Raw genomic sequence first — 23253 nt, forward strand, 5'->3', positions numbered from 1 at the left:
CCCCCCCCCCCCCCCCCCCCCCCCCCCCCCCGCCCCCTACTTCCCACCCGCACTGGAGTGACCCCCATGGCCAAGGCGCTGATCGGCTACCGCAGCAGCGACCTGCTCGACCCCCGCCTCAGCGCCGACAACGCCCGCCTGCGGGCGCGTGTCGGCGAGCTCGAGGCCCTCGTCCTGCGCCTGTGCGCGGAGAACGACCGGCTCAGCGCCCAGGTGGCCGAGCACCTCGCCGAGCAGGGACTGCGCGAGGAGATGCAGGACCTGCAGGAGATGCAGCCCGCCTGAGCGCGACCCGCGCGGCGCCGTGACCGCGGGGCCCCCTGGTCGTTGGGTCGACATGACCCGTCGTCCCCGGCTCCTCCCCGGCGTGCTCTGCGCCGCCGCCCTCGCGCTGACCTCCCTCGGCATCACCGCCCCGGCCCTGGCCGGGGGCCCCGGCGACCCTGGCGAGGTCCGGCGCCAGATGCTCGAGCGGGCCGCCGCCCAGCCCGGCACGACCGCCTCGCTGGTCTCGAGCCGGAACATCGCCCAGGTCGACAGCGACCCCGGCCAGGTCGGCATCTCCGGCTGCTTCACCGCCACCGCGCCGCTCTTCGTGACCAGCGGCCTGGACTCCCTGCGGGTCTTCGACGTCTCCGACCCCGCCCGACCCGAGCTCACCGGCGTGCTGCCCAGCGTGATGTTCGAGAACGAGGCGATGACCTGCGGCGAACGCCGCACCGGCGACGGCACCCGCCGATTCGCGCTGGTCGGCGTCGACCTCGTGCAGGCCTCGCCCGGCGACATCGAGCACGTCAACGTCGGTGGCGGCGAGCTCGTGGTCGTCGACGTGACCGACCCGGCCACGCCCACCGTGCTCTCGCGGGCCCCGGGCACGACCTCGACGCACACCGTGGCCTGCGTCGACGACACCAGGTGCCGCTACGCCTACTCCGCCGGCGGACGCTCCACGTTCTCGATCTTCGACCTGCGCGACCTCGAGAACCCGGTCGAGGTCGACTCCGACCGCTCCACGCCCGGCGTGCAGCCCTTCGCGACGCCCACGGGCGGGCACAAGTGGAACTTCGACGCAGCCGGCATCGGCACCCACACCGGCTGGAACGGCGCCTCGATGTGGGACGTCTCGAAGCCGCGCCGCCCGCGTGTGCTGACCACCACCGGCAAGGCCGGCCAGGGCGTCGACCCCGACCACGAGGGCTGGAACGACTTCATCCTGCACAACGCCTTCCGCCCGCACGCCGAGCGGTTCAAGCCCGGCCGCAAGCCCTCGCTGCGCCGAGGCAACGTGCTGCTGGTGACCGAGGAGGACTACGAGCAGACCGACTGCTCGCTGGCCGGCTCGTTCCAGACCTGGTGGGTCAAGCGGCTCAACGGCAAGCCGGGGCGGATCGTGCCGCTCGACAAGGTCGAGCTCTCCGACCTCGGCACGTTCCCGCTGCCCCGGGGCGCGTTCTGCTCCTCGCACTGGTTCGACTACCGCCCCGGCGGCCTGGTCGCGGCCGGCTTCTACGGCGGCGGCACCCAGGTGCTCGACGTCAGCGACCCGCGTCGCATCCGCACCCACGCCCATGCCGTGTGGGGCCTCTCGGAGGTCTGGGACGCCATGTGGGCGCCGGTCTACGACGCCCGCGGCCGCCGTACCGACGCGCGCACCAACCTGGTCTACAGCATCGACCTGGTGCGCGGTCTCGACGTGTACGCCGTCGACGTGCCGGGCGACGGCCGGGGCGCCGAGCCGCCCACCGCGGCCACCGCCGGGGTCTCGGTCTCCGACCGGGCCGCCGCGAACGCCCTCCCGCTGGGTCTCGTCGGGGCCGCGACGGCCGGCGCGCTGCTCCTGCGGCGCCGGCGCGCCCAGGGGTAGCCTGAGGCCCACCTCGGCGGAAGGGCCCCTGCGTTGTACCTGAAGAGCCTGACCCTCAAAGGGTTCAAGTCCTTCGCCTCCTCGACGACCCTGCAGCTCGAGCCGGGCATCACCTGCATCGTGGGCCCCAACGGCTCGGGCAAGTCCAACGTGGTCGACGCGCTGGCCTGGGTGATGGGCGAGGCGAGCGCCAAGAGCCTGCGCGGCGGCAAGATGGACGACGTCATCTTCGCCGGCACCTCCGGCCGCCCGCCCCTGGGCCGTGCCGAGGTGCTGCTGACCATCGACAACACCGACGGCGCCCTCCCGATCGAGTACGCCGAGGTCACGATCAGCCGCACGATGTTCCGCTCCGGGGGCTCGGAGTACGCCATCAACGGCCAGACCTGCCGCCTGCTCGACGTCCAGGAGCTGCTCAGCGACTCGGGCATCGGGCGCGAGATGCACGTCATCGTCGGCCAGGGGCAGCTCGACCAGATCCTGCACGCCACGCCCGAGGACCGGCGTGGCTTCATCGAGGAGGCCGCCGGGGTCCTCAAGCACCGCAAGCGCAAGGAGAAGGCGCTGCGCAAGCTCGACTCCACCGACGGCAACCTGCACCGGCTCAACGACCTGCTCAGCGAGATCCGCCGACAGCTCAAGCCGCTGGGACGCCAGGCCGAGGTGGCACGGCGCGCCGCCACGGTGCAGGCCGACGTGCGCGACGCCCGGGCCCGGCTGCTGGCCGACGACCTGGTCGCCGCGCGCACCACGCTGGAGCAGGAGATGGCCGACGAGTCGGTGCTGCTGCAACGCCGCGAGGAGGTCGAGAAGGCCACCGCGCAGGCCCGCGAGCTGGAGGGCGCGCTGGAGGCGGCGCTGCGCGAGGACCTGCCGGTGCTCGCGGCGGCCCAGGACACCTGGTACGCACTGACCGGCCTGCGCGAACGGCTGCGCGGCACCCAGTCGCTGGCGGCCGAGCGGGTGCGCAACGCCGCGGCCTCCACCGAGGTCGAGACGGCGAGCGGGCGCGACCCGGCCGACCTGGAGGCCGAGGCCGCCCGGGCCCGCGAGCAGGAGCAGCGCACCGGCGCCGAGGTCGACACCCGTCGCACGGGCCTCGAGCAGGCCGTCACGGCGCGCAAGGCCGCCGAGGACGCCGCCGCCGAGGAGGAACGGCGCATCGCGGCGCTGCAGCGTGCCGCCGCCGACCGGCGTGAGGGTCTTGCGCGCCTGCACGGCCAGGTCAACGCGCTCAGGTCGCGTGCCGCCGCGGCCGACGAGGAGGTCGGGCGGTTGCGGCACAGTCGCGAGGAGGCCCTCGAGCGGGCCGAGCGCGCCCAGAAGGCGTTCACCGCCCTGGAGACCAGGGTCGCGGGCCTCGACGCGGGGGAGGAGGGCCTCGACGCCGAGCACGAGCAGGCGGTCGACGAGCTCGACGAGGTCGAGGCCCTGCTGGCGCAGGTGCGCGAACGCGCGCAGGCCGCCGACCGCGACCGGCACACGCTGGCCGCCCGCAAGGATGCGCTGGAGATGGGGCTGAACCGCAAGGACGGAGCCGGGGCGCTGCTCGGCAGCGACCAGGTGGCCGGTCTGCTGGGCTCGCTCGCCTCGCTGCTGACCGTGCGCCCCGGCTACGAGGCGGCCGTCGCGGCGGCGCTCGGCCCGCACGCCGACGCCCTGGCCGTCGGGGGCGCCGACGACGCCCTGGCCGCGGTGGAGCGGCTCAAGAGCGACGACCTGGGTCGCGCCGCCATGCTGCTCGCCGACGGCCCCGGGCTGCCCGGGCCCGAGGGCTGGCCCGACCTGCCCGCGGGAGCGGCGTACGCCGTCGAGGTGCTGGACTGCCCACCCGGCCTCCGGCCCGCGCTGACCCGGCTCCTCGACCGCGTCGCCGTCGTCGACGACCTGGCCACCGCGCGCCGCCTCGTCGGGGCCGACCCGGCGCTCGGCGCCGTCACCCGCGAGGGCGACGTGGTCGGGGCGCACCTGGTGGCCGGTGGCTCCAGCGCGCAACCCAGCCTGATCGAGGTGCAGGCCGCGGTCGACGAGGCCGCGGCGGCGCTGGCGGAGGCGGTCGCGGCCAGCGAGCGGGCCGGCTTCGAGACCTCGCGGCTCGAGGCGCGCCGCCACGACGTCCAACAGCGTGTCGACGTCGCGCTGGCGCGGCTGCACGAGTCCGACGCGACGCTGGCGGCCGTCGCCGAGGAGCTCGGCCAGCACGGCTCCCAGGCCCGGTCGGCTCGCGCCGAGGCCGAGCGCGTCGAGCAGGCGATCGCCCGGGCCGAGCAGGCGAGCGTCGATGCCGTCGCCGGTCTGGCCGACCTCGAGGCGCGGCTCGCCCGGGCGCAGGAGGCTCCCGAGGAGGAGCCCGACACCGCCGAGCGCGAGCGCCTGGTCGAGGCCTCCCGCGCCGCGCGCCAGGCCGAGATGGACGCCCGGTTGGCGCTGCGCACCGCCGAGGAGCGCGCGCGAGCGGTGCACGGGCGGGCCGACTCGCTGCTGCGGGCGGCTGCCAAGGAGCGCGAGCAGCGGGCCCGGGCCGCGGAGCGCCGCGACCGGCTGCTGCGCGAGGGCCGGGCCGCCGAGGCGGTCGCCACGGCGGTGGCCTGGGCCCTGGCGAGGCTCGAGGTCTCGGTGCAGCTGGCGGCCGACGACCGCGCGGCGGTCGAGGAGGCCCGGCGCGAGCGCGAGGAGGGGCTGCGCGAGGTGCGGTCACGGCTGCGCGACCTGGCCCGTGACCACGAGGAGCTGGTCAGCTCGGTGCACCGCGACGAGATGGCACGCGCCCAGCAGCGGATGCGCATCGAGCAGCTCGAGGAGCGCGCCCTCGACGAGGTGGGCGTCGAGCCCGACTCGCTCGTCGCCGACTACGGCCCGCACCAGCCGGTGCCGCAGGAGGTCGCCGACGACGCCCCCGAGGGCACCCCGGCCGCGGTCCCGTTCGTGCGCGAGGAGCAGCGCAAGCGGCTCAAGTCGGCCGAGCGGGCCCTGGCGATGCTCGGCAAGGTCAACCCGCTCGCGCTCGAGGAGTTCTCGGCCATGGAGGAGCGCCACAAGTTCCTCACCGAGCAGCTCGAGGACCTGCGCCGCACCCGCAAGGACCTCCTCGACATCGTCAAGGACGTCGACGACCGGGTCGAGCAGGTCTTCCGCCAGGCCTACGCCGACGTCGAGAAGGCCTTCGACGCGACCTTCGCGCGGCTGTTCCCGGGTGGCGAGGGCCGCCTGGTGCTCACCGACCCCGACGACATGCTCACCACCGGCATCGAGGTCGAGGCCCGCCCGCCCGGCAAGAAGGTCAAGCGGCTCTCGCTGCTCTCGGGCGGCGAGCGCTCCCTGGTCGCGGTGGCCTTCCTGGTGGCGCTCTTCAAGGCCCGTCCCTCGCCCTTCTACATCCTCGACGAGGTCGAGGCCGCGCTCGACGACACCAACCTGGGCCGGCTGCTCGAGATCTACGAGGAGCTGCGCGAGAACTCGCAGCTGCTCGTCATCACCCACCAGAAGCGCACCATGGAGGTCGGCGACGCCCTCTACGGCGTGACCATGCGCGGCGACGGCGTCTCGGCCGTCATCAGCCAGCGCCTGCGAGAGACGGAGCCCGTGTGAGCAACCGCCCCGATCCTGCCGACAGCCCGGGCCGGCCGGCCCGACCGACCCGTGGCGACTACGTCGCCTGGCGCACGGTCACGACGCGCTGGCGCGACGACGACGCCTACGGGCACCTCAACAACGCCACCTACTACGAGATGTTCGACACCGCCGTCAACGCCCACCTCTACGAGGCCTCCGGCGTCGACGTGCGCTCGCTGCCGCAGATCGGCGTAGTGGCCGAGACCTCGTGCCGCTACTTCCGTGAGATCGGCTTCCCGGCGCCCGTCGAGACGGGCCTCGTGGTCGACCGGGTCGGCTCCTCGTCGGTGGTCTACCGCATCGGGCTCTTCCAGGGCGACGGCGACGAGGCGGCCGCCGAGGGCCGCTTCGTGCACGTCTACGTCGACAACACCGACCCGGCACGCCGCGTCACCCCCATGCCCGACGTGATCCGCGCCGCAGTCGAGCCGCTCCTGCGCGTGGGCGGGGGCCAGTAGCCGGGGGTGTGCCACCGTGGGGTGCTCCACCCCCGGTTCCCCCCTTCCCCCCTCGGAGATCCCTCGTGCTCTCGATCGTCGTCGCCATGGTCGTCATCGTGGTCCTGGCCGCCCTGGTCCTCTACTACGTCGCCGTCCCCCACCGCGGCGACCAGGCGGGCTCCGGGGGCTGGCTCGAGCAGACGATGCGCCGGGCCCGCGGCTCGGTGCGCACCCTGGGCCAGGACGACGACGAGCACGACCACGGGCACGACCACGGGGACGACCAGCAGCGCCCTTGACCGGCTGAGGCCGGGGTCGTCCCGGGTGGTTGGATGAGGGCCATGGAGACCCTCGCCCTCGTGATCCTCGTCATCGCCGTCGTCGGTGTCGCCCTCGTGGGCGCCGTCGCCGGCCTCGTCGTCACCCGGCGCCGCAAGCCGGGCCCGCTGCCCGACACCCACACCGACGTCCTCGGCACCCCCACCGCCGACCCGGAGGCGCCGCCGGTCGAGCTCAGCTCGCCGCCGGCGACGATCGAGCCCGAGGCCCCGGTCGAGCCGGAGGCGCCCGCCGAGCCGGTCGCGCCGCCCGTCGAGCGTCCCGAGGGCACCGCCTCGCGCCTGGTGCGGCTGCGCCAGCGCCTCGCCGGCTCGCAGGGCGCGCTGGGTCGCGGGCTGCTGGCCCTGCTCTCGCGCGAGCGGCTCGACGAGGACACCTGGGAGGACATCGAGGACACCCTGCTGACCGCCGACATCGGCGTCGCCCCGACCCAGGAGCTGGTCGAGCGGTTGCGCACCCGGCTGCGGGTGGAGGGCACGGCCGACCCGCGAGAGGTGCTGCGCGAGGAGCTGCTGGCCCTGGTCGACCCGACGATGGACCGCGCGCTGCGCGTGAGCGGCGAGGGCGACGAGCCGGGCGTGGTGCTGGTCGTCGGGGTCAACGGCGCCGGCAAGACCACCACCGTCGGCAAGATCGCCCGCATCCTGGTCGCCGAGGAGCGCAGCGTGGTGCTCGGCGCGGCCGACACCTTCCGCGCCGCCGCCGTCGAGCAGCTCGGCACCTGGGGAGAGCGGGTCGGGGTCGAGACCGTCAAGGGCGAGGAGGGCGCCGACCCGGCCTCGGTGGCCTTCCGTGCCGTGGAGGAGGGCCGGCGCACGGGTGTCGACACCGTCATCGTCGACACCGCCGGCCGGCTGCAGAACAAGCAGGGCCTGATGGACGAGCTCGGCAAGGTCAAGCGCGTCGTCGAGAAGCAGGCCCCGGTCACCGAGGTGCTGCTGGTGCTCGACGCCACCACCGGCCAGAACGGGATGATCCAGGCCCGCGTCTTCAGCGAGGCCGTCGACGTGACCGGCATCGTGCTGACCAAGCTCGACGGCTCGGCCAAGGGCGGCATCGTGGTCGCCGTGCAGCGCGAGCTCGGTGTGCCGGTGAAGCTCGTGGGGCTCGGTGAGGGCGCCGACGACCTGGCCCCCTTCGACGCCGGCGCCTTCGTCGACGCCCTGCTCGGCGGCTGAGTTCACAGAGGCGTAACACGGGCGGCCCACTCGTTGCCCCGGCGTAACACCGCCCGCCGGACCCTGAAACACGTCGTCGCCAGGCTCAGCACTGATGGGGACGCACCCCGCACCCGACACCGCCGTCGGGGGCCGGGGGAGCGTCCTTCGAAGTTGATCTTGGAGGTTCTGTGGACGGCTACAACGCGTTCATGCTGGTGGCCACGCTGCTGGTGCTGATGATGACCACCCCGGCCCTGGCGCTCTTCTACGGCGGCATGACGCGGTCGAAGTCGGTGCTGAACATGATGATGATGTCGTACGCCGCCATGGCGATCGTCGGCATCATCTGGGTGCTGTGGGGCTACTCGATGGTGTTCAGCGGCGAGGGGGGCATCGACACGTTCTTCAACTCGCCGTTCGCCAACTTCGCCCTCGACGGCGTCGGCTACGACGGCTACACGTTCATGATGTTCCAGCTGACCTTCGCGGTGATCACCACCGCGCTGATCAGCGGCGCGATCGCCGACCGGGTGAAGTTCTCGGCCTGGCTGGTCTTCGTGCCGCTCTGGGCGACCCTGTCGTACTTCCCGCTGGCCCACATGGTCTTCGGCTGCACCGACTCGGCCCTGATCTGCACCCAGATCGGTGCGCAGGACTACGCCGGTGGCACCGCGGTGCACATCAACGCCGGTGTCGCCGGCCTGGTGCTGGCCCTGGTGATCGGCAAGCGGATCGGCTTCGGCCGTGAGCCCATGCGCCCGCACAACCTGACCCTGACCATGCTGGGCGCCGCCCTGCTGTGGGTCGGCTGGTACGGCTTCAACGTCGGCTCGATCGTCTTCAGCGACGACCTCGACGCCAGCGACCAGTTCCTGGCCGAGACCGGCCTGACCTTCGCCAACACCACCCTGGCGACCATGGCCGCGATCATCGGCTGGCTCGTGGTGGAGAAGGTGCTGCACGGCAAGGCCACCACCCTGGGTGCCGCCTCGGGCATCGTCGCCGGCCTCGTGGCCATCACCCCCGCCGCCGGCGCGGTCAACATCCTCGGGGCGCTGGCCATCGGCCTGGTCTCCGGTGCGCTGTGCGCCTGGGCCGTGGGCCTGAAGTTCAAGCTCAAGTACGACGACTCGCTCGACGTGGTCGGCGTCCACCTGGTCGGCGGCATCGTCGGCACCGTGATGATCGGCCTCTTCTCGGTCACCTCCAGCGAGGGCGACAACATCGCCGGCGGCGCGGTCGACGGCCTGTTCTACGGCGGCGGCGTCGGCTCCCTGGTCGACCAGGTGCTCGGTGTCCTGGTCGCGATCGCCTGGTCCGGCGTGGTCACCCTGCTGATCGCCCTGGCCATCAAGTTCACCATGGGCTGGCGCATCGACGAGGAGTCCGAGGTCGAGGGCATCGACTTCGACCAGCACGGCGAGTCCGCCTACGATCTGAACACCAGCCTCTCCAGCGGCAGCGGCGGTGCGCTCGCCGCCGCCACGAGGCCCGATCCCTCCACCCGCACGGAAGGGGCACACGCATGAAGCTCGTGACCGCGGTGATCAAGCCGCACAAGTGGGAAGACGTCCGCGAGGCCCTCGAGACCTTCGGCGTCGCCGGCATGACCGTCAGCGAGGTCAGCGGCTACGGCCGCCAGAAGGGCCACACCGAGGTCTACCGCGGCGCGGAGTACGACGTCGCGCTGGTGCCCAAGATCCGCCTCGAGATCGTCGTCGACGACGCCGACGCCGAGGACGTGGCCGGCATCATCGTCAAGGCCGCGCAGACCGGCCGGATCGGTGATGGCAAGGTGTGGACCAGCCCCGTCGACAGCGTGGTGCGGGTGCGCACCGGCGACCGCGACGCGGCGGCCCTGTGAACGACGGCGTCAGCCACGCAGTGATGCTCCCGTGAGAGCCGCGACGGCCCGGTCCACCCCTGCGGTGGGCCGGGCCGTCGTCGCGTCCGGCATGATCGGGGGCCACCACCAGCCCCGCTCCCACCCGCACCCCGACCCCAGGAGACCGATGTGACGGCCACCGAGCGGGAGCAGCGCACGAGCGAGGCGGACGCGCTGTGCGCGGCGGCGTACGAGAAGGCGGGCGGGGGCGAGGTCGGCTCCGCGCTGGTGGCCGTGGGCGGCTACGGCCGCCGCGAGCTGGCGCCGCACTCCGACCTCGACGTGGTGCTGGTGCTCGACGAGGGCGTGGAGGCAGGCGAGGTCGCCGAGCGGGTCTGGTACCCGCTGTGGGACTCCGGCACCACCATCGACCACTCGGTGCGCGCGCTGCCCGAGATGTTGTCGGCGGCCGAGGCCGACCTCCGGGTCGCGCTCGGGCTGCTCGACGTGCGGCACCTGGCCGGTGACGCGAACCTGACGCTGCGGCTGCGCGCCACGGTGCTGGCGCAGTGGCGTCGCAACGCCCGCGAGCGCCTGCCCGCGCTGCGCGAGCTGGTGCGCGCCCGCCACGAGCTCGTGGGCGAGCTGGCGCACATGTCGGTGCCCGACGTGAAGGAGGCCGAGGGCGGCCTGCGCGACGCGACCGTGCTGCGCGCACTGGTGGCCACCTGGCTCGTCGACGTGCCGCACACCGACCTGGAGCGTGGCCGCCAGGCGCTGCTCGACGTCCGCGACCTGGTGCAGGCCGGGGCCGGCCGGGCCAACGACCGCATCCAGCCCGAGATGTGGAGCGAGCTGGCCACCGGCCTGGGGATGAGCGACGCGCGCAGCGCCCAGGTGCACGTGCGCACCCTGGGGCGGCGCATCACCCACCTGTCGCGGCTGAGCTGGCGCCGCGTCGACGACTTCCTGGCGCGCCCGGTCTCGGTGCGCACCGCCCGCAAGCCGGCGCTGTTCCCGATCGCCCGCGGCGTGGCGCTCGCCGGGCGCGAGATCGTCCTGGACCGCAAGGCCCGGCCGGCCGAGGACCCCGTGCTGCTGCTGCGTGCCGCTGCGGCGGCCGCCGAGATGGACGCCGTCCTGGCCCCCCCGACCGCGGCCCGGCTGGCCCGCGAGGTCGCCGACCTGCCCGACCCGTGGCCCACCGAGGCGCGCCAGCAGCTGGTGCGGCTGCTGGCCTCGGGGCGCGGCCTGCTTCCGGTCTGGGAGACGCTCGAGGAGACCGGCGCGCTCCCGCGGCTGCTGCCCGAGTGGGAGCGCATCCGGCTGCTGCCCCACGCCTCGGCGATCCACCGCTTCACCGTCGACCGCCACGTCGTCGAGACCTGCATCGAGGCGTCGTCGCTGATCCGTCAGGTCAACCGGCCCGACGTGCTGATGGTCGCGGCGCTGCTGCACGACATCGGCAAGGGCAGCCTGACCGAGCACAGCGTGGCGGGGGAGCCGATCGCGCGGGAGATCGCGGCCCGGATGGGCTTCGAGCCGGCCTCGGTCGACCTGATCGCCGGCCTGGTGCGCTGGCACCTGCTGCTCGCCGAGACCGCCACGACCCGCGACCACGACGACCCGGCCACCATCGAGCGGGTCGCCTCGCGGGTGGGCTCGACCGAGGCGCTCTCCCTGCTGACCGCGCTGACCGAGGCCGACGCCAAGGCGGCCTCGTCCCAGGCGTGGTCGACCTGGCGGGCGGGCCTGGTGGTCGAGCTCTCGCGCCGGGTGCACACCGCCCTCGACACCGGGCGCAGCCTGCCGCCGGTCGCCGACGAGGAGGTGCAGATCCCGCGCGAGGTGCGCAACGGCGCGGTCCACTTCGCCGTGGAGGCCACCCCCGACGGCACCCGCGTGACCGCCATGGCCCCCGACCGGGTCGGGCTGCTGGCCGACTTCTCGGGCCTGTTCGCCCTGCAGCGCATCCCCGTGCGTGCCGCGCGCGCCTGGGCCCAGGAGGTCTACAGCGTCTCGGTCTGGGAGGTCGCCGAGCCGGGCCTCGACGTGCCCTACCTGCGGGAGCGGTACGAGGCGATCGCCGAGGGCCGGGTCGACCCGGCCAGCCGGCTGCGTCCCGACCCCCGGGCCCTGGCTCCCACCGTGGAGGTGCGTCCCGACGCCTCGCGCACCGCGACGGTGCTGGAGGTGCGCGCCGCCGACCAGCCCGGCGTCGTCCACCGCGTCTGCGCGGCGCTGGCCCAGCTCGACGTGGCGGTGCGCTCGGCCCATGTCGAGACCCTCGGTCCGCAGGCGGTCGACGTGTTCTACCTGCAGGAGGCCGCCGCCGGCGCGCTCTCCGAGACCCGGGCCGCCGACGCCGCCCACGCCGTCCGTGCGGCTCTCACGGTGGAGCCCCGGTAGGCTGGAGCCTCCACCACGCTCCGCCGACTCACCGAGGGACGCCTTTGTTCGCCACACTGTCCGACCGGCTCGCCGACACCTTCAAGAACCTCCGGGGGAAGGGTCGCCTGTCCGAGGCCGACATCGACGCGACCGCGCGCGAGATCCGCATCGCGCTGCTCGAGGCCGACGTCGCCCTCCCGGTGGTCAAGGAGTTCGTCGGCGCCGTCAAGGAGCGGGCGCGCGGCGAGGAGGTCAGCGGCGCGCTGAACCCGGCCCAGCAGATCATCAAGATCGTCAACGAGGAGCTCGTGACGATCCTGGGCGGCGAGACCCGCCGGCTGCGCTACGCCAAGAGCGGCCCGACCGTGATCATGCTCGCCGGCCTCCAGGGCGCCGGCAAGACCACGCTGGCCGCCAAGCTGGCGCTGTGGCTCAAGGACCAGGGCAAGTCGCCGATGCTGGTGGCCGCCGACCTCCAGCGCCCCAACGCCGTCAAGCAGCTGCAGGTCAACGGCGAGCGGGTCGGCGTGACCGTCTTCGCCCCCGAGCCGGGCAACGGCGTCGGCGACCCCGTGGGCGTGGCGAAGGCCTCGATCGAGGAGGCCAAGCGCACCCTGCACGACGTCGTCATCGTCGACACCGCCGGTCGCCTGGGCATCGACGCCGAGCTGATGAAGCAGGCCTCCGACATCCGCGACGCCGTCTCGCCCGACGAGGTGCTCTTCGTCGTCGACGCGATGATCGGCCAGGACGCCGTCGTCACCGCGCAGTCCTTCCTCGACGGGGTGGGCTACGACGGCGTGGTGCTCACCAAGCTCGACGGCGACGCCCGTGGTGGTGCCGCGCTGTCGATCGCCTCGATCACCGGCAAGCCGGTCATGTTCGCCTCCAACGGCGAGAAGCTGACCGACTTCGACCTGTTCCACCCCGACCGCATGGCCTCACGGATCCTCGACATGGGCGACGTGATGACCCTGATCGAGCAGGCCGAGAAGAGCTTCGACTCCGAGCAGGCGCTCAAGGCCGCGCAGAAGCTCAGCGGCCAGGGCGGCGAGTTCACCCTCGACGACTTCCTCGAGCAGATGCAGCAGGTCCGCAAGCTCGGCTCGATGTCGAAGATCATGGGGATGCTGCCCGGCATGGGGCAGTTCCGCGAGCAGCTCGAGAACTTCGACGAGCGCGAGATCGACCGCATCCAGGCGATCATCCAGTCGATGACACCGGCCGAGCGGGCCAACCCCAAGCTCATCGACGGATCGCGCCGCTCCCGCATCGCCAAGGGCTGCGGGCGCCAGGTCTCCGACGTCAACCAGCTCGTCGACCGCTTCTTCGAGGCACGCAAGATGATGATGCAGATGGCTCGCGGCGGCGGGATGCCCGGCATGCCGGGGATGCCGGGCATGCCCGGCATGGGTGGTGGCAAGCGCGGCAAGGCCAAGCCGCAGCAGAAGAAGGGCAAGGGCGCCAAGCGCTCGGGCAACCCCGCCAAGGCCGCCCAGCAGGAGCAGGCGGCCAAGGAGAAGGCGGCGGCCGCGCCGGCCAACCCCTTCGGCACGCCGGGCGGTGAGCCGGTCGACTACGAGAAGGCGGCAGCCGACCTCGACCTGCCCAAGGACTTCTCGAAGTTCCTCAAGTGAGGTCCGTGGTGGTGGTCGACTCGGCCAACGTGATCGGCAGCCGTCCCGACGGCTGGTGGAAGGACCGCGCCGCGGCGACGCGGCGCCTGCACGAGGCGCTGCTGGTGGCCGACGTGCCCGGCGACGAGATCGTGATGGTCCTCGAGGGCGGTGCCCGCGGGGGCGCCCGGCCCGGCAAGGACGCCCACGTGCGCATCGTGCACGCGCCCAAGGAGGGTGACGCGACGATCCTGTCCGAGGCCCAGCGCGCCGGCCAGCGCGGCTGCACCGTCACGGTCGTGACCGCCGACCGGGCCCTGGCCGCCAACGTCTCGGCCACCGGCGCCACCGTGGTGGGCCCGACCTGGCTGCTCGACCAGCTCGACAAGCTCGACCACGGTTGAGCCTCCTCGCCTCGTCGGCCGACGGGTTAGCCTCGCGGGCATGAGCGCGCTGAAGTTCACCGGCCCGGTCCTGCCCGACGGCGAGAGCCGCGACCTGTACGTCGTCGACGGCCGGGTCACCTTCGAGGCCCAGCCCGGTGCCGAGACCGCCGCGCGCGGGTGGATCGTGCCGGGCCTCGTCGACGCGCACAACCACCTGGGCATGGAGGACCACGGCGCCGTGGGCGACGACGAGGTCGAGGGCCAGGCCCTCGCCGACCGCGACGCCGGCGCCCTGCTGCTGCGCGACTGCGGGTCGCCCGCCGACACCCGCTGGGTGCACGAGCGCGACGACCTGCCCCGGCTGGTGCGTGCCGGGCGCCACATCGCGCGCACCCGGCGCTACATCCGCAGCTACGCCCACGAGGTCGAGCCCGCCGAGCTGTCGGCGTACGTCGCGCAGGAGGCGCAGGCCGGTGACGGGTGGGTCAAGCTGGTGGGGGACTGGATCTCCCGCGACGCCGGCGACCTGGCGCCCTCGTTCCCGCAGGAGAGCTTCGCCGAGGCCATCGAGGTGGCGCACCGCCACGGAGCCAAGGTGACCGCGCACTGCTTCGGCCACGAGGTGCTGCAGGGCCTGCTCGACGCGGGCATCGACTGCATCGAGCACGGCACCGGGCTCGCCCTCGAGCAGGTCGAGCAGATGGCGGCCGCGGGGGTCGCGCTGGTGCCCACGGTGATGCAGACCGACAAGTTCCCCGGGTTCGCCGCCCAGGGCCGCGAGAAGTTCCCGGCGTACGCCGCCACCATGGACCAGCTGCACGCCCGCCGCCGCGAGGTGCTGATGTCGGCGCACGAGGCCGGTGTCCCGCTCTACGTCGGCAGCGACGGCGGTGGCGCCCAGCGCCACGGCCACCTCGCCGGCGAGGTGCTGGCGATGGCGCAGCTGGGGATGCCGGCCGCCGACGTGCTCGCCGCCGCGTCGTGGAAGGCGCGCGAGTGGCTGGGCTTCGACGGGCTGGTGGAGGGAGCCGGCGCCGACTTCGTGGTCTACGACCGGGACCCGGCCCAGGACCTGACGGCGCTGTGGGAGCCCGTCTGCGTGGTGCTGCGGGGGCGCGTGGTCGCCTGAGGGGCAGGCGATTTCTCCCGGCCCCCTCGGGTCTGGCATCATTCCACGCTGAGTCCCGCGCGTGCGGCCCCTCTCAACCGGACGCGTGGAGCCCATCGAGGAATCGTGTCCCGGTCCCCACCTGGAGCCCCGGTCCTCACCACACACGACATCAAGGAGACACCACAACCGTGGCCGTCAAGATCCGTTTGAAGCGCCTGGGCAAGGTCCGGGTGCCGCAGTACCGCATCGTCGTCGTCGACTCGCGCAAGAAGCGCGACGGTCGCGTGATCGAGGAGATCGGCAAGTACCACCCCAAGGAGGACCCGTCGTACATCGACGTCGTCTCCGACCGGGCGCAGTACTGGCTCTCCGTCGGCGCGCAGCCCAGCGACGCGGTCGCCGCGATCCTCAAGATCACCGGTGACTTCCAGAAGTACCACGGCCTCCCGGGCGCCGAGGGCACGCTGAAGACCGCTGACGCCAAGCGCGACAAGCTCGACATCTTCAACGAGGCCCTCAAGGAGGCGCACGGCTCGTCCGGCGCCGCCGCGACGACCAAGAAGTCGGCCGCCAAGAAGAGCGACGCCAAGGCCGAGGCCAAGGCGGAGACCAAGGCCGAGGAGCCTGCTCCCGTCACCGCCGGCATGTCGCCGGAGGGTGCTGAGGACGAGGGCGCGGCCATCGAGGCCGCCGAGTCGAAGGCCGACAGCGAGCCCGGCACCGCCGACGCTGACAAGTTGGCCGACAAGGTCGCTGACGAGACCGGGGCCTGAGTCCCGTGCTCGCGGAGGCGCTGGAGCACCTGGTGCGCGGCATCGTCGACAACCCTGACGACGTCAGCGTGCGCGACAAGGAGCTGCGCCGAGGTTCGGTGCTCGAGGTCCGGGTCCACCCCGACGACCTCGGCAAGGTGATCGGCCGGGGCGGTCGGACCGCCTCGGCGTTCCGCACCGTCGTCGGTGCGCTCGCCGGTCGCGGTGGGGCGCGCGTCGACTTCGTCGACGTCGACCGCCGGCACTGATCCAGCACCGAGCCAGCACCAGACACACACACCGACCCGCCCGGGACACTCGGGCGGGTCGGTGTCATTTCGACAGGAGACAGCGGTGGAGACCATCGACGTGGTCGTGGGCAGGATCGGCAAGCCGCACGGGCTGCGCGGCGAGGTGACCATCGACGTGCGCACCGACGAGCCGGGCCTGCGCTTCGCCGACGGCGCGGTGCTCGAGGTCGAGGCGCCGCGCGGCTCGGCCGTGACGTGGCGGACCCTGCAGGTGGCGCGCACCCGCTGGCACCAGGGGGTGCTGCTGGTGACCTTCGAGGAGCTCGCCGACCGCAACGGCGCCGAGGCCGCGCGCGGGATCGTGCTGCACGCGCAGCTGCCCGCCGACGCGACGCCGGAGGACCCCGAGGAGTTCTACGACCACCAGCTCGTCGGTCTCGCCGTCGTCGACACCGACGGCGTCGCGCTCGGCACGATCACCTCGGTGGTGCACGGCGCGCAGGACCTGCTGGGCGTCAAGGCGCTGGACGGCCGCGACACCCTGGTGCCCTTCGTCGCGGCCCTGGTGCCCGAGGTCGACCTGGCGGCCGGGCGGGTCGTGGTGGCCGACCGCCCCGGCCTCGTCTCGCCGCTGCCCGACGACGACTGAGCCGGCGAGGACGAGCACCGTGCGCCTGGACTACCTGACGATCTTCCCCGACTACCTCGCCCCCCTCGGGCTCTCGCTGCCCGGTAAGGCGGCCGCCAAGGGCCTGGTCGAGCTGCACGTGCACGACCTGCGGGGCTGGACCCACGACCGGCACCGCACCGTCGACGACACGCCGTACGGCGGCGGCGCCGGCATGGTGATGCGGCCCGAGCCGTGGGGCGAGGCGCTCGACGAGCTGCTGGGCGGCCCCGGTGGCCTCGGGGCGCCCGGCTCGGCAGCGACCGTGGTGGTGCCCAGCCCCGCCGGGCGGCCGTTGACCCAGGCGCTGGCCCGCGAGCTGGCCACCCGGCCCCGCCTGGTCTTCGCCTGCGGGCGCTACGAGGGCATCGACCAGCGCGTGCTCGACCACGCCCGGGGGCGAGACGACGTCGCGGAGGTCGTCGAGGTCTCGCTGGGCGACTACGTGCTCAACGGCGGCGAGGTCGCCGCCCTGGCGGTCACCGAGGCCGTGGTGCGGCTGCTGCCCGGGTTCATGGGCAACGCCGCCTCCCTGGAGGAGGAGTCCCACGAGCAGGGGCTCCTGGAGTACCCCGTCTACACCAAGCCCGCCTCGTGGCGCGGCCACGACGTGCCCCCGGTGCTGCTCAGCGGCAACCACGCCGCGATCGCCGCCTGGCGCCACGCGCAGTCGCTCGAGCGCACCGCCGAGCGGCGCCCGGACCTGCTGCACGCCAGCCACGTGGCGGGGGAGTGGGAGGTCGTGCCCGCGGCACCCGGCGACACCGCCGAGCTGCACGTGCTCACGCTCGCCTGCTGGGTCGGCGAGGCGCTGGTCAACGACGACCTCACGATCCCGCCGCTGCACGAGTCGGTCGCCGACACCGCGGCCTCGCTGGCGCAGTGGGACACCTACGTCGTGCGGGTCGGTGGACGCCTCGTGGGCTCGGTGCGAGGCCGGCTCGAGGACACCACGTGGGAGATCGGCCGGCTGATGGTCGCCCCCGACCTGCAGGGCCGCGGCCTGGGCCGGGTGCTGCTCGAGCACGCCGAGCGGGCCGCCCCGCCCGCGGCGGCGGCGTACCGACTGGTGACGGGGAAGGGCAGCCAGGCCAACCTGCGCCGCTACCAGCGCGCGGGCTACCGGGTGCGCGAGGTGCTCGACGGGCCGTCGGGGCCCGCGGTGCTGACCAAGCAGCGACGCCGGAGCGGCCGCGGCTGATTGTGGCCCGCACGGGCGGCTGTGGCAGACTTCGTCGCTGGTCCTGCCGGACCGGAGGGCAGCCCCGAGGAACGCACGGGGGGCCCGCGTCGGACGCCTGCCACAGAGGGCGGCCCACGCCACCGGAGCACACGGCGGGCCGCGACAATTCCTGCACCACCTGATACCGCGGCTGGTCTGTGGCACCCGCGAGGAGACACCATGAGCAACAACCTGGTCGCCCAGATCGGCAACGACGTCAAGCGCGACGACAACCCCCACTTCCGCGCCGGTGACACCGTCAAGGTGCACGTGAAGGTCATCGAGGGCTCGCGCTCGCGCGTGCAGATCTTCCAGGGCGTCGTCATCCGCGTGCAGGGCTCCGGCGTCGGCCGCACCTTCACCGTCCGCAAGGTCTCCTTCGGCGTCGGCGTCGAGCGCACCTTCCCGCTGCACTCCCCGATCTTCGAGACCATCGAGGTCGTGACCCGCGGCGACGTGCGCCGCGCCAAGCTGTACTACCTGCGCAACCTGCGCGGCAAGGCCGCCAAGATCAAGGAGCGTCGCGACTCCTGATCGGCGACTCCTTCTCTACACTCGCCGCGTGAGCAGCGACGACCACGACCCCGCAGGCCCGACGAACGAGGCCGGCGGGGTCGTGCCGTCCCCGGCCCAACGCGTCGCGGCCGCCCGCGACAAGAGCCGGCGGGGCCTGCCGGTGTGGCAGGAGTCCCTGCTCCTGCTCGCGCTCGCGGTGGTGCTCGCGGTGCTGCTCAAGTCGTTCGTGGTGCAGGCCTTCTACATCCCCTCCGAGTCCATGGAGCCCGGACTCGTCGAGGACGACCGCATCCTGGTCGAGAAGTGGTCGGGCTGGTTCGGGGGCGAGGTCGAGCGCGGCGACGTCGTGGTCTTCGAGGACCCGGGCGGCTGGCTGACCCGTGGCGAGGTCGACGAGCCGACCAACCCGGTCGCCGGCGCCCTGGCCGCCATCGGCCTGCTGCCCGACACCGGCTTCCTGGTCAAGCGCGTCGTGGGGGTCGAGGGCGACACCATCGTGTGCTGCGACGCCCAGAAGCGGCTCGTGGTCAACGGGGTCGCGCTCGAGGAGGACGACTACGTGCTCGAGGACCGCCGGGTGCGCGGCTGCCGCGGCCCGATGACCGGCAACTGCGCCTGGGAGGCCGGGCCCGTGCCGGAGGGGTCGATCTTCGTCATGGGCGACAACCGTGGCCGGTCCGCGGACTCCACGGTGCACATGTGCCTCGAGGACGAGACCGAGTGCGTGCCCGGCGACGAGTACGTGCCCACCGACCTGGTCGTCGGCGAGGTCTGGCTGCTGCTGTGGCCCACCGACCGCTTCGGCGGCCTCGAGGACACCGACGCGTTCGACGACGTGCCGGACGCCTCCTAGGCGGGATCGACGATGTCGTTGCTGCCGAAGGGTTCCACGGTCCGTCGCGACGCCGGGCTCTACGGCTACGAGCGCGCCCTGCGCCGCCACGGCCTCGAGTCCGTGGCCGGGGTCGACGAGGCCGGCCGGGGCGCCTGCGCGGGGCCGCTGGTGGCCGGCGCCTGCATCCTGCCGCCGGGGCGCAGCGGCGTGGTGCCCGGCCTGGCCGACTCCAAGCTGTTGACCGAGAAGGCCCGTGAGCGCTGCTACGACCAGGTCGTGCGGCGAGCCGTCGCCTGGTCGGTGGTGGTGCTCTCGCACGAGGAGTGCGACCGGCTCGGCATGCACGTGGCCAACATCGAGGCGCTGCGGCGGGCCGTGGCGCTGCTCGACGTGCCGGCCGACTACGTGCTCACCGACGGCTTCCCCGTCGACGGGCTCGGGGTGCCGGGGCTCGCGGTCTGGAAGGGCGACCGGGTCGCCGCCTGCATCTCGGCCGCCTCGGTGCTGGCGAAGGTGACCCGCGACCGCCTGATGCGCGAGCTCGACCGCGAGTGGCCGGCGTACGACTTCGGGACCCACAAGGGCTACATCACCGACACCCACACCCGGGCGCTGGAGCAGCACGGGCCCTCGCCGGTGCACCGGATGCGCTTCGTCAACGTGCGCCGCGCGGCCGGGCTGCCGTCGTAGGCCGCTCGTAGCTCAGAGCGCCTGGGGCATCCCGAACCAGGTGCGCACGCCGGGGGAGTGCAGCACCGAGGCGGGGGCGGCGGTGGCCACGCCCGGCAGGCCGGCGGCGGTGACCAGCTCGTCGTGCAGCTCGCGCACCGTGGCGCGGTGCAGCGGCCAGGGGCCGTGGGTGTTGGGCACCCACAGGGTGCGCCCGAGCACGGAGGTGTGCAGCCCGAAGCGGGCGGTGAGGAAGAGCTCGAGCGGGCCGGGCTCGACCGGCTCCCCGACCTCGACGTCGATGACGCTGCGGGGCCGGGCGCCGGTGCGGCGGCGCATCTCGTAGCGCCAGCCGCCGGTGACCTGCGCGGCCGTCATCCGCGCCCACTTGTAGGGCACGCCGAAGCCGGTGTTGGCGCCGGCGACCACGGCCAGGCGGTCGGCGTCGAGGGAGCGGAAGACCACGCCGCGGCGACCCCGGTCGTCGGTCGAGTAGAGCCGCACGTTGGTCTCGAGGAACGTCCCCAGCCAGGGGACGGGTCGACCCGACCCCACGCCCGCGTCGACCATCCGGAACGGGATCAGCCCGACCCAGGCGGCGCCGTCGTACAGGTCGGGGCGCACCCCGCGCGGCAGCAACGGCGCCACCAGGGCGGGGTCGACGGGCCAGTGCAGGAACGTGATGTCGCGCCAGCACTGGTCCATGATCGCGCGGCCGGCCAAGGGTGGGCCCTGGCCCGGGGGAGTCGTGCTCGCGGTGGGTGGCACGCGTCTACGATGCCAGTGCCCACCTCACCGCGGGGGTGGGCGATCAGGTCCGCCGGTCGAGTGAGGAGCACGTGTGAGCGCCGAGGAGCTCGAGCAGTACGAGGCCGAGATGGAGCTGACCCTCTACCGCGAGTACCGCGACGTCGTGGGGATCTTCAAGTACGTCGTGGAGACCGATCGTCGCTTCTACCTGTGCAACCAGGTCGACGTGAAGGCCCGCACCGAGCAGGGCGACGTCTTCTTCGAGGTCTCCATGAGCGATGCCTGGGTGTGGGACATGTACCGTCCCGCCCGCTTCGCCAAGAACGTCAAGGTGCTGACCTTCAAGGACGTCAACGTCGAGGAGCTGCAGTCCTCCGACGTCGAGCCGCCCAAGTCCTGAGCGCGCCTGCGGGGGCCGAGCGTGCACGATGACTAGTCCTTCTGGGCCATCTGCCCCAGTGCTGCCCCCGGCGGCGGTCGCGGCTCCCTAGGCTCGGGAACGGGAGTCCGTGTCGAAGGCGGGGTGGGAGCATGGCTGGAGGGTCTCGGCGCGCGCCCGGGCGTGAGCGTGGTGCGGCCGCGGTCGAGTTCGCCCTCGTGGTGCCGCTGCTCATCACGTTGCTGTTCGGGATCATCAGCTTCGGGTTCATGCTCAGCTTCCGCCAGTCCATCAGCCAGGCGGCCGCCGAGGGCGCGCGCGCCGCAGTGGTGGCCCCCGCCGGCGCCGACCGGGAGACCATCGCGACCGATGCGATCGAGGACGCCATGGGAGTGGCCTGCGGCAGCGCCTACCTGACCTGCTCGTTCCCACCGGTCGCTGGTTGCAGCAGCTGTCTCGCGGTGGAGGTGTCCTACGACTATGCCGGTGATCCGAGCAAGCCCGAGCTCGTCTTCGGGTTCGCCCTGCCGGACACCCTGAGCTACACGGCCACGGCGACGGTGAGCTGAGCGGTGGCACGCAGAGGCCTCAGCGACCGAGGTGACCGAGGTGCGGTGGCACTGGTGGCAGCGGCCGCCTCGCTGCTCCTGGTGACGGTGGCCGCCTTCGCCGTCGACCTGGGGATGCAGCGTGTCGTGCGTGCCGACATGCAGGCGCTGGCTGACGTCGTGGCCCTCGATGCCGCCCGACTGCTGGACGGCAGCAGCACCGCTGGTCAGGTCCGTGCCGGGCCACCCTCGCTCGACTCGGTGGTGGCTGGCAGCGTCGCTCGCAACGGCACCACGCTCGGCGACGTCGAGCAGGTCGAGGCGACGCTCGTCTTCGTCGAGACCGATGCCCGGGGTGCCCTGGTGCCGCGGCGCGGTGCCGGTGGCGCGCTGCTCGAGGTGCCCGACGGACAGGTCCCCGACGGAGTGTTCGTCGAGGCCGCTGGTGAGGTCGACTTCGCCTTCCGGCCTGGCTCGGGAGCAGCGCAGCGCAGCGCCCTGTCGGCCTCGACCTCGTTCGCCTGCTACAAGCTGGGGTCCTGGGCCGCCGCGCTCGACACCTCGGACTCGGTCCTGCTCAATCCCCTCCTGCAGAAGCTGGCCGAGCAGGGGGGAGGCTTCACGAACGGGGGAGCCGTCCGCGTGCTCGACTACCGCGCCCTCGCGTCCGGCTCGGTCGATCTCGACGACCTGGCCGTGGAGCTGGGTGCCGGCTCCGTCGACCAGCTCGCGACGTCGACGGTGTCGCTGCACAGCCTGTACGCCGCCATCGAGGCCCTGGCGACGCCCACCAACGCCACGACCGTGTCGGTGCTGGGCGTCCTGGCGGCCAACGCGAAGTCCTCGGCGATGGTGCAGATGGGCCGTCTGCTGTCCGCCGAGACGGGTGCTGGCTCCCTCGCCGAGGCACGCGCCAACGTCTTGGACCTGGTCGGTGGCTCGCTCTCGCTGCTCAACGGGACCAACGTGGCGAACGTGTACCTGGCCTCGACGCTGCCGGGACTGAGCAACGTCAACTTCGCTGCCACGCTGCTGCAGGGGCCGCGCCAGTACTGCGGCGCACCCGGGACCGGGGCCACGATCGGTGTCGCCTCCGACACCGAGCAGCTCAACGTCCACATCGACGGGACGCTGGCGCCCACGGACCTCGACTTCTCGATGCCGTCGTTGCCGTTCCTGGGGTCGATCACCTCGTCGACGATCACCGCGCAGAACCACGTGTCGATCGACGTCTCGGTCGCCGGCACCAGCTCCTCGTTGCGGTCCATCAGCTGTGACAGCCCTGACGGTGTCGTCCTCGACGTCGAGAACGGGCTGGCGACGGTCACGCTCACCACCCCCCTGCGAGCAGAGGTGAAGGGAGAGCTCAAGAACGTGCTCCCGGGCTTGCTGCCGGGCAGCCTCTTGGACAGCCGGGCCGTCATCAGGCTCAACGCCGCCGTGACCGTCGTCGCGACGGTGGGTGCGAACGGGGTGTCGTCGTTGTCGATCACGGTGCCGCCGCAGCAGTTCGACACGCCGTACCCGACGGGCAGCGGCGGGGTGTCGATCCTGTCCACGTCGAAGAGCCACGCCAGCATCTCCGCGAACGTCGAGCTCCTCGGGGGGCTGCTCGGAGTCGGGATCAACCTGGATGCGGGTCGTCAGGCCGCGCTCATCGACGCGATCGTCGCCTCGGGCTTGACGTCCTTGTTCGACGCCGACGACGCCGGGAGTCTCACCAACACGGTCTTCGCCCCGATCCTGGCTCTCGTCGGTGCGAGGATCGCGGGCTCCGACGCGATCCTCGACAGCTCTCCAGAGCTGAGCTGCGCTTCTCCGCGGCTGGTCGGCTGACCACTTCCGGTCCACAGGTCAGGGCCGGCTCAGGTGTGTCCACAGCCCGCAGCGTCCGCTCTCCTCCCACCGCCGAGTGGTCGC

Annotated in this window: 23 protein-coding genes and 1 pseudogene; 23 read left to right on the top strand and 1 reads right to left on the bottom strand. The window is 73.1% G+C overall.

Annotated elements, in window-relative coordinates; genetic code table 11:
* Positions 1-66: 66 nt before the first annotated feature.
* The 20 genes and pseudogenes from ABKW28_RS05790 (at position 67) to ABKW28_RS05885 (ending at position 19677) form a co-directional block, all read left to right on the top strand.
* Positions 67-285, top strand: coding sequence for a hypothetical protein (locus tag ABKW28_RS05790; RefSeq protein WP_193667943.1), 219 nt, complete (start codon positions 67-69; stop codon positions 283-285).
* Positions 286-337: 52 nt separating this feature from the next.
* Positions 338-1864, top strand: coding sequence for a hypothetical protein (locus ABKW28_RS05795; protein WP_348607169.1), 1527 nt, complete (start codon positions 338-340; stop codon positions 1862-1864).
* A 33-nt stretch (positions 1865-1897) separates the two neighbouring features.
* Positions 1898-5452, top strand: coding sequence for a chromosome segregation protein SMC (gene smc, locus ABKW28_RS05800; RefSeq protein ID WP_193667945.1), 3555 nt, complete (start codon positions 1898-1900; stop codon positions 5450-5452).
* On the top strand, positions 5449-5934 hold the full coding sequence (locus tag ABKW28_RS05805; RefSeq protein ID WP_193667946.1) for a thioesterase family protein: 486 nt from the start codon (positions 5449-5451) through the stop codon (positions 5932-5934). The genes smc and ABKW28_RS05805 overlap by 4 nt, the downstream gene beginning before the upstream one ends.
* 65 nt (positions 5935-5999) lie before the next feature.
* Positions 6000-6215, top strand: a complete 216-nt coding sequence (locus ABKW28_RS05810) for a hypothetical protein (protein ID WP_193667947.1) — start codon at positions 6000-6002, stop codon at positions 6213-6215.
* Between the two features lie 42 nt (positions 6216-6257).
* On the top strand, positions 6258-7433 hold the full coding sequence (ftsY, locus tag ABKW28_RS05815; RefSeq protein WP_193667948.1) for a signal recognition particle-docking protein FtsY: 1176 nt from the start codon (positions 6258-6260) through the stop codon (positions 7431-7433).
* 170 nt (positions 7434-7603) lie between these two features.
* On the top strand, positions 7604-8944 hold the full coding sequence (locus ABKW28_RS05820) for an ammonium transporter (protein ID WP_307822787.1): 1341 nt from the start codon (positions 7604-7606) through the stop codon (positions 8942-8944).
* Positions 8941-9279, top strand: coding sequence for a P-II family nitrogen regulator (locus ABKW28_RS05825; protein ID WP_193667949.1), 339 nt, complete (start codon positions 8941-8943; stop codon positions 9277-9279). Before ABKW28_RS05820 ends, ABKW28_RS05825 begins: the two co-directional genes overlap by 4 nt.
* Positions 9280-9429: 150 nt before the next feature.
* Complete coding sequence (locus tag ABKW28_RS05830) at positions 9430-11649, top strand: [protein-PII] uridylyltransferase (RefSeq protein ID WP_348607171.1); 2220 nt, start codon at positions 9430-9432, stop codon at positions 11647-11649.
* 44 nt (positions 11650-11693) lie between these two features.
* On the top strand, positions 11694-13268 hold the full coding sequence (gene ffh / locus ABKW28_RS05835) for a signal recognition particle protein (RefSeq protein ID WP_341230856.1): 1575 nt from the start codon (positions 11694-11696) through the stop codon (positions 13266-13268).
* Positions 13265-13651: an NYN domain-containing protein gene (locus tag ABKW28_RS05840; RefSeq protein WP_193667952.1), complete on the top strand. Its 387-nt coding sequence runs from the start codon at positions 13265-13267 to the stop codon at positions 13649-13651. Before ffh ends, ABKW28_RS05840 begins: the two co-directional genes overlap by 4 nt.
* A gap of 40 nt (positions 13652-13691) precedes the next feature.
* The gene (locus ABKW28_RS05845) at positions 13692-14762 is read left to right on the top strand and encodes an amidohydrolase family protein (RefSeq protein ID WP_348607174.1); all 1071 of its coding nucleotides are present in this window, start codon (positions 13692-13694) and stop codon (positions 14760-14762) included.
* Between the two features lie 170 nt (positions 14763-14932).
* Positions 14933-15517, top strand: a complete 585-nt coding sequence (rpsP, locus tag ABKW28_RS05850) for a 30S ribosomal protein S16 (protein WP_348607177.1) — start codon at positions 14933-14935, stop codon at positions 15515-15517.
* 5 nt (positions 15518-15522) lie between these two features.
* Entirely contained in the window at positions 15523-15765 is a 243-nt protein-coding gene (locus ABKW28_RS05855; RefSeq protein WP_193667955.1) for an RNA-binding protein, read from the top strand.
* 85 nt (positions 15766-15850) lie between these two features.
* A complete protein-coding gene (gene rimM / locus ABKW28_RS05860; protein WP_348607180.1) occupies positions 15851-16396 on the top strand; it encodes a ribosome maturation factor RimM in 546 nt (181 codons plus the stop codon).
* A 19-nt stretch (positions 16397-16415) separates the two neighbouring features.
* Positions 16416-17120 (top strand): annotated as a pseudogene (gene trmD / locus ABKW28_RS05865) (tRNA (guanosine(37)-N1)-methyltransferase TrmD); the annotation flags it as partial.
* 72 nt (positions 17121-17192) lie between these two features.
* Positions 17193-17615 carry a GNAT family N-acetyltransferase gene (locus ABKW28_RS05870; RefSeq protein WP_348607314.1) on the top strand — a complete coding sequence of 141 codons (423 nt, stop codon included), beginning with the start codon at positions 17193-17195 and terminating at the stop codon, positions 17613-17615.
* A 201-nt stretch (positions 17616-17816) separates the two neighbouring features.
* Positions 17817-18170 (top strand): 50S ribosomal protein L19, encoded by a 354-nt coding sequence (gene rplS, locus ABKW28_RS05875; protein WP_193667957.1) that lies wholly within the window; start codon positions 17817-17819, stop codon positions 18168-18170.
* Positions 18171-18198: 28 nt separating this feature from the next.
* Positions 18199-19005, top strand: coding sequence for a signal peptidase I (gene lepB / locus ABKW28_RS05880; RefSeq protein WP_348607183.1), 807 nt, complete (start codon positions 18199-18201; stop codon positions 19003-19005).
* A 12-nt stretch (positions 19006-19017) separates the two neighbouring features.
* Positions 19018-19677 carry a ribonuclease HII gene (locus tag ABKW28_RS05885; protein WP_348607186.1) on the top strand — a complete coding sequence of 220 codons (660 nt, stop codon included), beginning with the start codon at positions 19018-19020 and terminating at the stop codon, positions 19675-19677.
* A 12-nt stretch (positions 19678-19689) separates the two neighbouring features.
* On the opposite strand, the gene ABKW28_RS05890 is transcribed toward ABKW28_RS05885, so the two are convergent.
* A complete protein-coding gene (locus tag ABKW28_RS05890) occupies positions 19690-20424 on the bottom strand; it encodes a DUF2071 domain-containing protein (protein ID WP_348607189.1) in 735 nt (244 codons plus the stop codon).
* A 73-nt stretch (positions 20425-20497) separates the two neighbouring features.
* Here ABKW28_RS05890 and ABKW28_RS05895 point away from each other — a divergent pair, with 73 nt between their 5' ends.
* From ABKW28_RS05895 to ABKW28_RS05905, 3 genes are all read left to right on the top strand, one after another.
* On the top strand, positions 20498-20806 hold the full coding sequence (locus tag ABKW28_RS05895) for a DUF2469 domain-containing protein (RefSeq protein WP_193667959.1): 309 nt from the start codon (positions 20498-20500) through the stop codon (positions 20804-20806).
* A gap of 131 nt (positions 20807-20937) precedes the next feature.
* Positions 20938-21354, top strand: coding sequence for a TadE family protein (locus ABKW28_RS05900; protein WP_348607192.1), 417 nt, complete (start codon positions 20938-20940; stop codon positions 21352-21354).
* Between the two features lie 45 nt (positions 21355-21399).
* The gene (locus ABKW28_RS05905) at positions 21400-23169 is read left to right on the top strand and encodes a hypothetical protein (protein WP_348607195.1); all 1770 of its coding nucleotides are present in this window, start codon (positions 21400-21402) and stop codon (positions 23167-23169) included.
* Positions 23170-23253: the final 84 nt, after the last annotated feature.

The sequence above is a fragment of the Nocardioides sp. 31GB23 genome, from assembly GCF_040012395.1.
GTDB classification, from domain to species: domain Bacteria; phylum Actinomycetota; class Actinomycetes; order Propionibacteriales; family Nocardioidaceae; genus Nocardioides; species Nocardioides salarius.

Excerpts from the sequence above, each read along its gene's own strand:
- ABKW28_RS05790 (WP_193667943.1), top strand. The coding sequence starts at position 67 with ATGGCCAAGGCGCTGATCGGCTACCGCAGCAGCGACCTGCTCGACCCC.
- ABKW28_RS05795 (WP_348607169.1), top strand. The coding sequence starts at position 338 with ATGACCCGTCGTCCCCGGCTCCTCCCCGGCGTGCTCTGCGCCGCCGCC.
- ftsY (WP_193667948.1), top strand. The coding sequence starts at position 6,258 with ATGGAGACCCTCGCCCTCGTGATCCTCGTCATCGCCGTCGTCGGTGTC.
- ABKW28_RS05825 (WP_193667949.1), top strand. The coding sequence starts at position 8,941 with ATGAAGCTCGTGACCGCGGTGATCAAGCCGCACAAGTGGGAAGACGTC.
- ABKW28_RS05845 (WP_348607174.1), top strand. The coding sequence starts at position 13,692 with ATGAGCGCGCTGAAGTTCACCGGCCCGGTCCTGCCCGACGGCGAGAGC.
- rplS (WP_193667957.1), top strand. The coding sequence starts at position 17,817 with ATGAGCAACAACCTGGTCGCCCAGATCGGCAACGACGTCAAGCGCGAC.
- ABKW28_RS05885 (WP_348607186.1), top strand. The coding sequence starts at position 19,018 with ATGTCGTTGCTGCCGAAGGGTTCCACGGTCCGTCGCGACGCCGGGCTC.
- ABKW28_RS05900 (WP_348607192.1), top strand. The coding sequence starts at position 20,938 with ATGGCTGGAGGGTCTCGGCGCGCGCCCGGGCGTGAGCGTGGTGCGGCC.